Here is a 13633-nt window from a genome sequence, read left to right on the forward strand (position 1 = left end):
ATCCTCGGCGGGTGCGGCGCGACCGGGCCTTCCCGTTCCCCCTCGACCCGTTCCAGGAACGGGCCCTCGACGCCTTGGACCGAGGGGCCTCGGTCCTGGTCTCGGCCCCGACCGGGGCGGGCAAGACGGTGGTGGCGGAGTACGCCGTGGACCTGGCCCGGCGGGAGGGGACCCGGGCGTTCTACACGACACCGCTCAAGGCCCTCTCGAACCAGAAGTTCGGCCAGCTCCGGCAGCGCTACGGGCCCGAGCAGGTCGGCCTGTTGACCGGGGACACGACCTTCCAGCCCGATGCGCCGGTGGTGGTGATGACCACCGAGGTCCTCCGGAACATGCTCTTCGCCGGCTCGCCCCAGTTGGCGGACCTCGGCCTGGTGGTCCTCGACGAGGTCCACTTCCTCCAGGACCCCTATCGGGGCTCGGTGTGGGAGGAGGTCATCATCCTCAGCCCGCCCCCGGTCCGCCTGGTCTGCCTCTCGGCCACCGTGGCGAACGCCGAGGAGCTCGGGGCGTGGCTCCGGTCGGTGCGCGGAGCGCTGGAGGTCGTGGTGGAGGAGCGGCGGCCAGTGGCCCTGCGGCACCACCTGGCCGTGGCCGAGCGGGGCCGGGGACGGATCGAGCTCCTGCCGGTGCTGAAAGACGGCGGGCTGCACCCCGAGGCGGCCCGCTTCGACCACCGGGTGGCCCGCTTCGCCCGACAGCCCGGTGGCCTGCGGCGGAGCCGGTTGGCCCCCCCTCGGCGGACCGAGCTGGTCGAGGCCCTGGCCGAACGGGAGATGCTGCCGGCCATCGTGTTCATCTTCTCCCGCGCGGCCTGCGAGGACGCCGTGGCCCAATGCCTCTCGGAGGGCATCCGCTTGACCGGCCCCGGCGAGAGGGCCGAGATCCGCCGGCGCTGCGAAGCGGCCACCGAGGGGCTGCCCGACGACGAGCTGGCCGCTCTGGGGTACGGGGAGTGGCTGGCCGGCTTGGAGGAGGGGCTGGCCGCCCATCACGCCGGCATGATCCCGGCCTTCCGGGAGGCGGTCGAGTCCTGCTTCGCGGACGGGCTCCTCGGGGTGGTCTTCGCCACCGAGACCCTGTCGCTGGGGATCAACATGCCAGCCCGGACGGTGGTGGTGGAGCGCCTCACCAAGGTCCGGGAGTCGGGCCGCTCAGCCCTCACCTCGGGCGAGTACGCCCAGCTGACCGGTCGGGCCGGGCGTCGGGGACTGGACCCGGTGGGGCACGCGGTGGTCCCCTGGGGTCCCCAGGTCCTCGCCACCGACGTGGCCCGGCTGGCCACGACCCCGCCGCCGGACCTGCGCTCCTCGTTCCGACCGACCTACAACCTGGCGGCCAACCTGGTGCGGCGCTTCTCGCCGGCCCAGGCCCGCCACGTCCTGGACCGCTCCTTCGCCCAGTGGGTCGACCGGCGCCAGCACCGGGCCCTCTCGGAGCGGCTGCAGCGGACCTGGGCCCTGCTGGAGGCCTGGGGCTACCTCGACCGGGCCGCCTGGCGGCTCACCCCTCGGGGCGAGATGCTGGCCCGGATCTACCACGAGTCCGACCTCCTGGTGGCCGAGGCCCTGGCCTGCGGCTGCTTCGGGGGTCTGGACGCCCCGGCCCTGGCCGCGGTGGCCTCGGCCCTCGTCTTCGCCCCCCGAGTGGCCCGCCGGCGGCTCCGACCGGCTCCGCCCCCCGAAGCGGCCCGGGCGCGCCTCGGGGAGTTGGGCCAGTTGGCCGAGCGCCTCCGAGAGGACGAAGCCCTCCACCGCCTGCCCCCCACCCGGCTGCCCGATCCCGGGTTCGCGCAGGCGGCGGCGGCCTGGGCCCGGGGCCGGCCCTTGGAGCGGATCCTCGAGCGGGCCGAACTGGCCCCCGGCGACTTCGTCCGGACCATCCGGCAGCTGGTCGACCTCCTGCGACAGGTCGCCCTGGTCGCTCCCGAGGCCGAGGTGGCCGACCAGGCCGCGCTCGCTGCCCGGGCCCTGGACCGGGGGGTGGTGGCCAGTGGGGTGCTCGGCGTGACACGGCTCGAGGAGGTCGAGGAGCCCCTGGGGGACCCCGCGCCCCCCTTCGGCACGGTCCCCCAGGCGGGACCGGCGGGCCCCTAGGCTCGGCCCGTCATGGCACGAAGCAGCGTGGAGGCCTTCGGCCCAGAGGAGCGGGAACGCCTGGCCCGCTACGTGACCGACGTCGACGGCCCGGTCTTCGCCCTGGTAGGCCTCCCGGAAGTGGTGAAGGGGGCGCTCTTCGCCCGCTACTCCCGGTCGGCGAAGAGCCTCCGACGGCTGCTGCTCGACGAGTTCGCCGACGACCTGGCGGACGGGGGATCGGGGGCGGCGCCGACCACCCGACGGGCCGACGCCCTCTACCACCGGGTCCTGACCGAGTACGGGGACGACTCGGTGGCCCAGCTGGGCGGCGTCCACCTGGCCTGCGAAGGGGTCTCGAACCTCCTCACGAAGGTCCTCGAACGGGGCCGCCTCATGTCCTACCTCGAGCAGTCGACCCGCTACGTCCGCTACGACGGCCGGCTGCCAAGCGGCCACTACCGCTACTACCGAGACCCGGACCTGCTGGCCTCGTCCCTGGGTGCCCGCTACGTCGGGGGCATGGACGGGCTCTTCGAGGCCTACGGGTCGCTGCTGCCGGAGGTGACCGCCTGGCTGGCCCGCCGGTACCCGGCCGGGGGGACCACCGAGGACCTGGCCCACCGCCGGGCCGTGCAGGCCGCCGCCTTGGACCTCCTTCGGGGGCTCCTGCCCGCCGGCGCCCTGGCGAACGTCGGGATCTTCGGCGCCCCCCAAGCCTTCGAGCGCCTGATCCACCGTCTTAGGGCCCACCCCCTGCCCGAGGCCCGCCGGATCGCCGAGCGGATCCTCCACGAGCTCCGAAAGGTGGTCCCGGCCTTCTTGGAACGGGTCGACCTGCCCGACCGTGGCCTGGCCGCCGTCGCCTACCGGGAAGCCACGGGGGCGGCCGTGGCGGCACGGCTGCGCCAGCTGTGGCCCGAGGACCACGAGCCGGGTCGGCCACAAGGCGCCGGGGGCCTGCGAGAGGGCGGCCCGGAGGTCTCCTTGGTGGACTGGGACCCCGACGGCGAGCTGAAGGTGCTGGCCGCCATCTGCTACCCGGCGACGGGGCTGCCCGACGTCGAGCTGGTCCGCCGGGTGGCCCGACTGGACGCCGAGCAGCGCCGGGCGCTCCTTTGGGCCTACGTGGGCGAGCGGCGCAACCGTCGGGAGATGCCGGGTCGGGCCTTCGAACGGACCGCCTACCGCTTCGACGTGGTCTGCGACTACGGGGCCTTCCGGGACCTCCAGCGGCACCGGATGGCCACGATCGAGTGGCAGCCCCTCGGGCCGGACCTCGGGGCCAGCGTGCCCCCGGAGATCGACGAGGGCGGCTTCGGCCCCCGGTACCGCGCCGCCCTCGAGCAGTCGGCGGACCTCTACGACGCTTTGGCCGGCGCCTGGCCCGAGCAGGCCCGCTACGCCCTGGCCATGGCCTACCGGGTCCGTTTCAGTATGCAGCTCAACGCCCGCGAGGCCATGCACGTCCTCGAGCTCCGCTCCCAGCCCCAGGGCCACCCCGCGTACCGCTCGGTGGTCCAGCAGATGCACCGGCTGATCGCCGAGCAGGCCGGGCACCGGCTCCTGGCCGAGGCCATGGTCTTCGTGGACCACGGCGACTACGCCCTTTCCCGCCTGGCCGCCGAGCAGCGGGCCCAGGCTCGCCGACGGCAGGCCGACGACGGGGCCGACGACCTGGCGGCTGGCGGGGCCGACCCGGCCGTGCTCGGCTAGGACCTCCAGGGCGCGTGGACCGCTGCTGCCCGCGCTGGGCCCGGGGGGCGAGCAGATATGCTCCCCCGGCGTTCACGACCCGCCGACGCGGGCGGGCAGCAGCTGAAGGGCGAGGATGGCCGACGATCTGGACGATGTGGCCGAGCCTGGCGACCTCGAGGCCGAGCTCGACGACGAGCTCGACGAGGACCTCGAGGTCGACCTCGAGGACGAGGACGCCGTCGACCTGGGTGACGAGGACGACGACGACGTCGTGGTCGACGACGAGGACGAGGACGACGATCTCGCACCGGTGGCCGGTGCCGACGAGGACGTCGACGACGACGAGGAGGTCGACGACGAGGACGTCGAGGCCAGCCTCGACGAGATCCTGAAGGAGCGCCTGGTCGTCGAGGACGACGAGCCCGACGAGGACGAACCGGCTGACCCCGAGGACCGGGGCGAAGGGGCCGAGCGGGTCGTCCCGAAGCGGCCCGACGAGTTCGTCTGCCAGTCCTGCTTCCTGGTGAAGCACCCGAGCCAGCTGGCCGACCCCGAGCGGGTGCTGTGCCGCGACTGTGTCTGACCAGCCCTGAGCCCGCCCCGGCGGCCGCCGGGTGAGCGGGGGAGCGGGGGAACGAGGAGGAGCCGGCCGGCGAAGGAGTCGGGCGGCGGGGAGGTGAGTGCGATGGCCGAGTCGGACCAGCAGCGGGACAAGCTCTTGGACCTGGTGCTCTACGCGCCGGTCGGCCTGGCCCTGACCGTCCTGGAGGATCTGCCGAAGCTGGCGGAGAAGGGCCGGGAACGGGTCGAGGGCCAGGTGAGCACGGCCCGGGTCCTTGGTCGTTTCGCCCTCCAGATGGCCCGTCAGCAGCTCGCCAGCCGGCGAGGCCCGGGGAGCGGGTCGGCACCCGCCGGCAGCGGCCAGCCACCTTCGACGCCCGGGGCGACACCGCCCCCGCCGGCCCGGTCCGCGCCGGACCCCAGCGCTGGGCGGCCGACCGCCGAGCCCCCCACGGCACCCCGGGCCTCGGCGACGACCAGCGGGGACGACACGGTGGACGAGGACCTGCGGGAGGCGGCCCCGCGCGAGGAGGACCTGGCCATCCCCGGCTACGAGAGCCTCTCGGCGTCCCAGGTGGTCCCGAGGTTGGCGGGCCTGACGCCCGAACAGCTCGAGGCGGTCCGGCGCTACGAGCTGGCGCACCGGCACCGGCGGACGGTCCTGGGCCGGATCGAGCAGCTCGCTGGCCGGCCGGCCGAGGAGTCGTGAGCGACCCCGGACCGCTGCGGGACGAGGCGGATCGGCCCGCGGCGCCGACCGGTCCCGGATCGGGCAGGACGACCACCGTGGAGGGCGCCCGAGCGGCTCGGCGTACCGACGCCGACCGCTGCGCCGAGCTGGCCCGAGCAGCCCTGGAGGCGGCCCAGGCCCAGCGAGGCGGGGCCCTGCTGGTCCGCCGGGAGGCCTACCCGGCTGGGCCGGCGCTGCTCCGACCGGGGGGCCTCGACCGGCTCCTCGGCGATCGCCGACGACGGGTGGTCGTGGGCACGCTCGACGAGGTCGTGGTGGGTGTGCTGGTGGCGCGGGTGGACGACGTCCAAGGTGCCCTCCTCGGGGTCCTGGAGCTGCTCTACGTCGAGCCGGCGGCGCGGGGGGTGGGCGTGGGCGGCGCCATGCTGCAACTGGCCGTCGACGCCTTGCGCCAGGCCGGCTGCCTGGGGATCGACGCGGTGGCCCTGCCGGGCGACCTGCCGACGAAGCGGCTGCTGGAGTCGAGCGGCTTCGTGGCCAGGGCTATCACCATGCACCTGGCCGAACCGACGACCGACCGCTAGGCGCCGGTGGCCAGCGCCCGGCCAGCTTCCCCCGTGCGACGCCCGGAGCTGGCCGTCGGCGCCGTCTGCGTGCACCGGGAGCGGTTGCTGCTCGTCCAGCGGGCCCATCCGCCGGCGGAAGGGCGCTGGACGGTGCCCGGGGGTCGGGTGGAGTGGGGCGAGACGCTGGCGGCGGCGGTCACCCGGGAACTCGCCGAGGAGACCGGCTTGCGTGGTCGATGCGGGCCGCTGCTGGGGTTCGTGGAGCGGATCGACACCGACCACCACTTCGTCATCTTCGACTTCGCGGTTGACCTGGCCGACGAGCGCGGCGGCGAGGCGGCGAGCGACGCTGCGGCCCTCGCCTGGGTGCCCCTCGGCGACCTGTCGACCTGGCCCCTCGTGCCGGGCCTGCTGTCGTTCCTCCAGGAGGTCGGGGTGGTCCCGGCCTGAGCCCGCTCAGCTCGCCCGGGCGGGCACCGGGCGAGCTCCCGGCGGCGGCGGCAGGGGGATGCCGAGCAGGCGAGCCAGCTCGGGGACCAGGCCGGCCGCCTGCCGGGCCCGACGGCGAAGCTCCTCGTCGGCGGTCTCGGGCAGGCCAGCGGGCCGGACCGAACGGCGCACCGGGGAGGCCACGACCGCGTCGAGGAGGGCCAGCCACTCGGTGGGATCGAGGTCCTGCCGCATGGCCTCCGACGCCGCCTGGGCCAGGGCCATGGCCAGGTCGGCCGGGAGCCTCGTCCCGTGGTCCGGCGGCTGGGCCGACTCCTGCAGGGCCTCCACCACCCGACCGGCAGCCAGGTGGGATCGGAGCCGTCCCAGCCAGGCCTCCCGGATCTGGGCGACCTTCGCCTCGAGGGCCTGGCGCACCGCCGTCAGCAGCTCCCGGCCCTCGTCGTCGAGCCCGACCGTCGAGGCCGCGGCCACGATGGCCCGCAGCTCCCGGAGCGGCGCCGTCCGACCGGCGTCCCGGGCCGCCACCGCCCGATCCTTCCAGGCGGCGAGATTGATGGTCGGCAGGAGCTCCTCGGCCATGGCCAGGAGGGGTTCGGGAGCGACCCCGTCGCGCCCCTCGGCCTTGGCCCGGGCGTTCTGCTCCTCGATGGCCCGCCGGACCTGGGGGATTCCGCCGCGCAAAAGCTGCTCGGCCACCGGCAGCTGTTCGGGCCGCAGGCTGGCGAGGACCGCGTTGCGGTAGGTGGTCGACGGGGTGAACCGCCGGGCACCTGGCCGGCCGGCCCGCCCGGCTCCGCCGCCCTCGGACCTCGTGCCCCGGCGGGCCCGAGCCTCCTCGCCAGCACGCGGCTCGGCCGCCTCGCCGGCCGGGGTTGCGCCCCGGGTTCGTCGGTCCTCCCGCGGCCGGTCGTGGCGGGGACGCTCGTCCCGGGGCCGGTCCTCTCGGGGCCGACGCCGATCGCGGTCCTCGCCAGGTCGCCGGTCGCCGGCCCGGCGGCGGGCGAGGCGGACCGACACCCCGGCCTGGACCCGTCCCGAGCCGAGGATCTCGAGACGCTGCGCCCCGTCGTGGCGATCCTCGCCTCGCAGGAGGGGGGCCAGGTGCACGATCGCCACGCCGTCGAGGCCGGGCTCCACCTCGGCGCGAAAGCGCGTCCCGACGGCGGCGTCGGCCGGCACGAGGTCGGGCTCGACCACCCCCTTGGGCTGCCGAGCCCCCGCGGCCCGCCAGGTCCAGGTCCCGTCGTCGCGCCGGGAGGTGAGCTCGATCTCCATCCGCGTGGCCATGGCAGCCGTACGCTAGCAACCAGCGGGACCGGGGCGGGAACCGGCGTACGGCCCCTGCGTGCACTCGGCTCTGCGCCCAGTCGGCTCTGCGCTCAGTCGGCCCCGGCGGCCCGGGGCGGGTGGGGGTCGGCTGCGCCGGGGACGACCACGGTTCGCCCGCGACCCAGGCGCTTGGCGGCGTAGCAGCCGGCGTCGGCCTGCTGGAGGAGATCTGCCGGGGACGCCCCGGGGGCGCGTTGGGCCACCCCGGCCGAGAAGCGTTGGGGGTGGACGCGGCGGAGCCGCTGGAGGACGTGGACGGCCTCCTCGGCGGTGGTGGCCGGGAGCACCAGGACGAACTCGTCGCCGCCGGTCCGGGCGAGCACGTCGAAGGGCCGAAGGGCGGCCCGCCAGGCCCGGGCCAGGTGCACGAGGAGGGCGTCGCCGCCGTGGTGGCCCCGGTCGTCGTTCACCGCCTTGAACCCGTCGAGGTCGACGACCGCCACCGTGAGGGGGTCCCCGAGGCGGGCGCAGCGGGCCAGTTCCCGGCGGAGGAGGGGACCGAGGGCTCGACGGTTGGGCAAGCCGGTCAGGGGATCGGCGACGGCGGCTTCCGCCAGGGCCCGCTCCACCTGGCGCAGGGCCCCGGCCACGGCAGCCCCGGCCAGGGCGCTCGCCAGGCCGACCAGCGGCCACGCCGGACCGAGGGGCTGGTTGCCCAGACGGGCCAGGCCGGCGGCCAACCCGGCGAGGAGGGCCACGAGGACGAGGAGCCCCTGGGCTCGCCGAGGAACGCTCAGCGCCGCCTGGGCGGTCAGGGCGGTCACGACGACGGCCTCGGCGCCCGCGTCGAGCCCAGGTCCGCCGGCGAGGGCGGCCGCGGCGGCGCAGAGCGCAAGGAGCGTCACGAGGAAGCGAGCAGGAGGACGCAGCTCCTCCCCGGTTCGGCCCCAGATGAAGGACCACGCGACGCCGAGGGCGGCGAGCAGGGCCCAGACGACCTGGTCCCACCCCGGGGACCGGGCCAGGGCGCTGGCGAGCGCGCCGGCCAGGGCGGCCAGGGCGGCCACGGCCCAGAGGACGCCCACGGAGGCGACGGCCCGACCGGGGGCCACCACCTCGGCGACCGCCACCGGCCCCGCCCGGTGACCGAAGAGGGGCCGGGCACGGACGAGGGTCGCAGGGTCGGCGTCCGCAGGCCGACCCGGCGCGCCGCCCCCCGGCGTGCTCCCCGGCCGTCGCATCGTGCCAGTATCGGTCACGGCTTGCGCCAGATGGTGGACCCACGCTGTCGAGGGTGCACGGAGGCCGCAGGCCGGGAGAAAGCGAGGAGCCCGTCGTGCGCCTGCTCTTGGCCGAGGACGACGTGGCCCTGCGGTCGGTGCTGGCCCGGGGCCTGCAGGAACAAGGGTACGTGGTGGACGCGGTCGGGGACGGCGAGACCGCCCTGCGCTACGCCCGGGCCCATGACTACGCAGTGGCGGTGGTCGATTGGCGGATGCCGGTGCTCTCGGGCCTCGATCTCGTCCGGGAGCTGCGGCGACGGCGCTCGACCATCCCGGTCCTCATGCTGACCGCCCGGGACGCCCCAGCCGACCGGGTGGCCGGGTTGGACGCCGGGGCCGACGACTACCTGGTGAAGCCGTTCGACTTGGACGAGCTCTTCGCCCGCCTGCGGGCCCTCCAGCGCCGCCCGGCGGTCCTGGCGGCGCCGGTGCTGAGCGTCGGGGACCTGGTGCTGGACCCCGCCACCCGCCAAGTCCGGGCGGCGGGGCGGGACCCGGGCTTGACGCCCATCGAGATGGGGATCCTCGAGCTGCTCCTGCGCCGCTCCCCCGGGGTGGTGGGCCGACGGGCCATCGCGGTGCACGTGTGGGAGGACGAGGCCGACACCTTGGGTTCCAACACCATCGACGTCCACATGGCCCGACTCCGGGCGAAGCTGGCTGGCGCCCGGGTCCGGGTCCAGACGGTCCGCGGGGTGGGCTATCGCCTCGTGCCCGAGGACGACGACGGCTCGTGAGGCCGGCACGGTCCCAGCGGCGCCTCGCCCTGCGGCACGCTGCCCGGGTGGCAGCGGTGGCCACGGTGCTCCTCGGGGTCCTCGGGGTGGCGGCCGTCGCCGGCTTGGACCTGGTGGTCCACGACCGCTTGACCGACCAGGTCCGCGTGGCGGTGCTCGACGCCCTCCACGACGTGCGCTCGGCCGAGGCCGCCCCCGGGGTGGCCCCCGCGGCCCCGGTGGAGGGCCTGGGCCGAGGCGACGACGAGGACGGGGAGCCCCTGGCCCTGTGGCTGGTGGATCGAGCGGGGACGGTCCAGGCGACGAGTCCCGGCGCACCCCCCTTGCCACGGGCAGCCCGAGACCTGGCCGGTGGCGTCCAGGAGGTGGGCATCGACGGGGCGGCATGGCTCGTGGGGTCGGTCCGGGTCGACGGCGGCCGGGTGGTCGCCGGGGAGAGCCTGACCGAGAGCCAGCACATCTTCGGCACCCTGGTGCTCGGGGAGGCCGTCGTGCTGCCCGTGTTGCTCCTGGCGAGCTTCGCCGCGGCCTTCGCCATCGGCGCCCGGGCGGCGGTGCCGGTGGAGGCCGCCCGGCAACGGCAGCTGGACTTCACCGCCGACGCCTCCCACGAGCTGCGGACCCCGCTCACGGTCATCGAGGCCGAGACGGCCCTGGCCCTCCGAGGCCTGCCACCGGGGGACCCGGCCCGCGAGGCCCTCGAACGGGTCCGAGCCGAGGGGGTCCGGCTGCGGCGGATCGTGGAGGATCTCTTGTGGCTGGCCCGCCTGGACACCGCGCCGCCAGGGGCGCCGGCCGAGCCGGTGGACCTCGTGGCCCTGGCCGAGGCGGCCACCGGCCGTTTCCAGCCGGTGGCCGCCGAACGGAACCAGGTCCTCGAGCTGGCGGCCGGCGAGGAGACGGCCTGGCTCTCGGCCTCCCCGGACCAGCTGGACCGGCTGCTCGGGGTCCTGCTGGACAACGCCTGCCGCTACGCCGGGCCCGGCGGGCGGGTCCGGGTGGTCGTGCAGGCCGGGAGCGGACGGGTGGCCCTGCGGGTGGAGGACAGCGGCCCGGGCATCCCCGAGGCCTCCCGGGCCCGCCTCTTCGACCGCTTCCATCGGGCCATCGAGGACGGCAGCGGCCACGGCTTGGGCCTGGCCATCGCCGACGCGGTGGTCCAGGCCACCGGGGGGCGCTGGACGGTCGGCCGATCGAGCCTGGGGGGTGCCTCGTTCGAGGTGACGTGGCGCCAACGCTGAGCCATGCTCAGGGGGTGCCCGACGCCGGTCCGCCGTCCGCCCGCCGCCACCTCCTCTGGCCGCCGTGGATGGACCGGAACCTCCGGCTGGTCTGGAGCGCCCGGCTGGTCATGAGCGTCGGGCGGGCCCTGGCCGGGGTGGTCACCGCCCTCTACCTGGCCGACCGGGGCCTGAGCGCCGTCGGGATCGCCCTGGTGTTCATGGTGGTCGCCCTGGCATCGGCCCTGTTGTCCTCCCTCTCGGGGCTGCTCTCGGACCGGGTGGGCCGCAAGCCGTTCCTTGTGGTCTTCCCCCTTCTGACGGCGGCGGCTGGGCTGGTCTTCGCGCTGGCCCGTCCACTGGCGCTCCTCGTCGTCTTCGCAGCGCTGGGCAGCTTCGGCCGGGGGGCGGGGGCCGGGGCGGGGGCGGTCGGCCCCTACCAGGCGGTCGAGTCGGCCCTGGCCACCGAGTCGGTGCGGGCCGGCCGGCGCAACGACGTCTTCGGGCGGCTGGCCTTCGCCTCGTCCCTCGGGGCCCTGGCCGGGGGGTTGCTGGCCGACCTGGCCCATCGGCACCACGGGGCGCTCGGCGCGGTGATCGCGGCCTACCGACCGGCCTTCCTGGCCGTGGCCGCCTGCTCGGCGCTGGCGGGTCTCTTGGCCCTCTGGATCCGGGAGCCGGCCCGGACGACCGGCGGGGACGACGTCCCGGTGCCCAGGGGGAAGGAGCGACGGGGCGGGATGCGCTGGCCGGCCCGCTCGGTCCCGCTCCTCGTGCGGCTGTGGGCCACGAACACGGTGAACGGGGTGGCCGTCGGCATGTTCGGCCCCTTCGTGAGCTACTGGTTCGCCCTCCGCTACCACGTCGGCCCGGGGGAGATCGGCGCGCTGTTCGCCGTGGTGAACCTGGCCACCCTGCCCACCACCCTCGAGGCCGCTGGCCTCGCCCGGCGCTTCGGCATCATCCGGGCCATGACCGCCCTGCGCCTGGCGCAGGCCGTCTTGCTGGTCCCCATGGTGCTCTCCCCCTCGTTCCTTCTGGCCGGCGCCATCTACCTGGTGCGCATGGCCGCCCAGCGGGCCGCGCTGCCCCTGCGGCAGTCCTACGTGCTCGCCATGGCCCACCCGGAGGAGCGGGCCTCGGTGGCGGCGCTCTCGAACCTGCCGAGCCAGCTAGCCATGGGGGTCAGCCCCCTGGCCTCGGGCTACCTCCTCGAGGAGGTCAGCCTCTCGCTGCCCTTCGAGCTGGCCGGCCTGCTCCAGGCGCTCAACGCCGGCCTCTATTGGCTGTTCTTCCGGCACGCCGCGCCGGAGGAGGAGCGGGCTCGGTCAGCTCGGACCGGGAGCGGGGGTGCTGTGGGGGTCGGGCTCGGCGGTGCGGGTGATGTCGAAGCTGCGGGCCGAGCGCCGGCGGATGGCCGTGGCTGAGATGAGCGTCCCCACCAGCAGCAGGCCAGCGGCCGCCCCGAGGGAGAGGTGGAGCCCGTTGCCGAAGGCGTGGTAGGCGGCGTGCTCGACCTCGAAGACGATGTGGGCGATGGCCCGGCTGGCGTGGGCCGCCTTGGCGGCCTGGGCGTTGAAGGAGCCGGTCGTGACCGCCGTGATCACCTCGGCCTGGAACTGCTTGGGGATCCCGACCGCGGCCAGCTGGTGGACCAGGTCGACGGTGAGCTGGCCGTTCACCACCGAGCCGAGGGCCGCGACCCCGACGACCGCGCCGAGCTCCCGACTGGTGTTGACCGTCGAGGCGGCGGTGGAGGAACGCTCGGGGGGCATGGAGGAGAGGGCGGCGGCGGTCACGGGCACGAGGGCCACGCCGAGCCCGAAGCCGGCGATGGCCAGGGTCCACCCCAACGTGGCCAGTCCGGTGGTCGGGCTGATGAAGGCGTCGGTCAGGGCCACCCCGGCGGCCCCGGCCAGGCAGCCCACCACCATGGGGAGGCGAGCGCCGCTGCGGGCCACCCAGGGCCCCGCCAGGCCGGCGCCGGCGATCATGGCCACCGCCATGGGGGCGAAGACGAGCGCCGTGCCGTCGGGGGAGCGGTTGGCGACCACCTGGAGGTAGAGGGCCACGAAGAAGAACACGGCGAAGGTGGCGAAGGAGACCGCGAAGGCCACCGCGGTGGCGCCGCTGAACGCCGGCCGAGAGAAGGCCCGGACGTCGAGGACCGGGTGGCGACTGCGACGCTCCCAGAGGACGAAGAGGACCGCTAGGGCGCCTGAACCGCTCAGCAGACCGAGGATGGGTGCGGCCCGGTAGCCGTGGGTCTCGCCGAGGATCACCCCGAAGGACAGACAACCCAGGGCGGCGGCACCGAGCAGGGCCCCTGGCACGTCGAGTCCCCGACCGTCGGGGTCGGCGCTCTCGGGCAGCAGGGCGGCCCCGGCGACGAGGGCCAGGAGGCCGAAGGCGACGTTGAACCAGAAGATGGCCCGCCAGGACCAGGCCCCGGCCAGCACCCCGCCGATGACCGGTCCGGTGGCCAGGGCCAGGCCCGAGACGGCCGCCCAGGCCCCAAGGGCCCGGGCCCGGCGCTCCCGGTCGTCGAAGAGGTGGCGGATCATGGAGAGGGTCCCGGGCTCCGAGGCCGCGGCGCCCACCCCCATGACCACCCGGCCGGCGATCAGGACCTGGATGCTCGGGGCCAGGGCGCAGATGACGCTGCCGGCGCAGAAGACCGCCACCCCGCTCAGCATGACCCGCTTGCGGCCGAGCCGGTCCGCGAGGGCCCCGAAGCTCAGCATGAGGGACGCGAAGGTCAGGGCGTAGCCGTTCACCACCCACTGGAGGTCGCTGACCCCGGCGTGGAGGGCGGATTGGACGTCGGCCAGGACGACGGTGACGACGGTGTTGTCGAGGAAGGTCAGGAAGAGGACCAGGGTGACGACCGCCAGGGCGTAGTTCGGCCGGTGCCAGCGGGCCAGCACCGCCGTCTCGAGGTCCCGGAGGTGGCCGAGATGGCCATGCTCCAGATGGGGGTGACCCCTCGCCTCCATGTGGCCACCGTATCGGTTCGTCTCGGGCATCGGGCTGGTGACCTTGTGGGGCGATGACCTGGTGCGTCGCTCACCCGATGGGGC

General features: G+C 75.5%; 12 protein-coding genes. 9 read left to right on the plus strand and 3 right to left on the minus strand.

Annotated elements, in window-relative coordinates:
* Nucleotides 1–11: 11 nt before the first annotated feature.
* The 6 genes from Acit_RS03930 to Acit_RS03955 all read left to right on the plus strand — a co-directional run bounded on the left by Acit_RS03930 (nt 12) and on the right by Acit_RS03955 (nt 6041).
* Complete coding sequence (locus Acit_RS03930; RefSeq protein ID WP_248105899.1) at nt 12–2096, plus strand: DEAD/DEAH box helicase; 2085 nt, start codon at nt 12–14, stop codon at nt 2094–2096.
* 12 nt (nt 2097–2108) lie between these two features.
* Nucleotides 2109–3791, plus strand: coding sequence for an FAD-dependent thymidylate synthase (locus Acit_RS03935; RefSeq protein WP_248105904.1), 1683 nt, complete (start codon nt 2109–2111; stop codon nt 3789–3791).
* 115 nt (nt 3792–3906) lie between these two features.
* Nucleotides 3907–4356, plus strand: coding sequence for a DUF4193 family protein (locus tag Acit_RS03940; RefSeq protein WP_248105905.1), 450 nt, complete (start codon nt 3907–3909; stop codon nt 4354–4356).
* Between the two features lie 102 nt (nt 4357–4458).
* Nucleotides 4459–5043: a hypothetical protein gene (locus tag Acit_RS03945; protein WP_248105907.1), complete on the plus strand. Its 585-nt coding sequence runs from the start codon at nt 4459–4461 to the stop codon at nt 5041–5043.
* On the plus strand, nt 5040–5609 hold the full coding sequence (locus Acit_RS13475) for a GNAT family N-acetyltransferase (protein WP_248105908.1): 570 nt from the start codon (nt 5040–5042) through the stop codon (nt 5607–5609). Before Acit_RS03945 ends, Acit_RS13475 begins: the two co-directional genes overlap by 4 nt.
* A gap of 33 nt (nt 5610–5642) precedes the next feature.
* Entirely contained in the window at nt 5643–6041 is a 399-nt protein-coding gene (locus Acit_RS03955) for an NUDIX hydrolase (protein ID WP_248105910.1), read from the plus strand.
* A 6-nt stretch (nt 6042–6047) separates the two neighbouring features.
* Here the strand turns inward: Acit_RS03955 and Acit_RS03960 are convergent, their stop codons facing one another.
* A complete protein-coding gene (locus Acit_RS03960) occupies nt 6048–7331 on the minus strand; it encodes a hypothetical protein (protein ID WP_248105912.1) in 1284 nt (427 codons plus the stop codon).
* A 92-nt stretch (nt 7332–7423) separates the two neighbouring features.
* Nucleotides 7424–8554 carry a GGDEF domain-containing protein gene (locus Acit_RS03965; RefSeq protein WP_248105913.1) on the minus strand — a complete coding sequence of 377 codons (1131 nt, stop codon included), beginning with the start codon at nt 8552–8554 and terminating at the stop codon, nt 7424–7426.
* A gap of 95 nt (nt 8555–8649) precedes the next feature.
* Between Acit_RS03965 and Acit_RS03970 the strand changes: the two genes are divergently transcribed.
* The 3 genes from Acit_RS03970 to Acit_RS03980 are packed head-to-tail and all read left to right on the plus strand — an operon-like array spanning nt 8650 to nt 11980.
* Nucleotides 8650–9333 (plus strand): response regulator transcription factor, encoded by a 684-nt coding sequence (locus Acit_RS03970; RefSeq protein WP_248105915.1) that lies wholly within the window; start codon nt 8650–8652, stop codon nt 9331–9333.
* Complete coding sequence (locus Acit_RS13480; RefSeq protein WP_248105917.1) at nt 9330–10574, plus strand: sensor histidine kinase; 1245 nt, start codon at nt 9330–9332, stop codon at nt 10572–10574. The genes Acit_RS03970 and Acit_RS13480 overlap by 4 nt, the downstream gene beginning before the upstream one ends.
* A gap of 14 nt (nt 10575–10588) precedes the next feature.
* A complete protein-coding gene (locus Acit_RS03980) occupies nt 10589–11980 on the plus strand; it encodes an MFS transporter (RefSeq protein WP_248105926.1) in 1392 nt (463 codons plus the stop codon).
* Here the strand turns inward: Acit_RS03980 and Acit_RS03985 are convergent.
* The gene (locus Acit_RS03985) at nt 11882–13549 is read right to left on the minus strand and encodes an MFS transporter (protein WP_248105928.1); all 1668 of its coding nucleotides are present in this window, start codon (nt 13547–13549) and stop codon (nt 11882–11884) included. The genes Acit_RS03980 and Acit_RS03985 overlap by 99 nt on opposite strands.
* Between the last annotated feature and the right edge of the window lie 84 nt (nt 13550–13633).

Origin of the sequence: Aciditerrimonas ferrireducens (genome assembly GCF_023130475.1) — a bacterium.
In the GTDB taxonomy this organism is placed as follows: domain Bacteria; phylum Actinomycetota; class Acidimicrobiia; order Acidimicrobiales; family UBA8190; genus Aciditerrimonas; species Aciditerrimonas ferrireducens.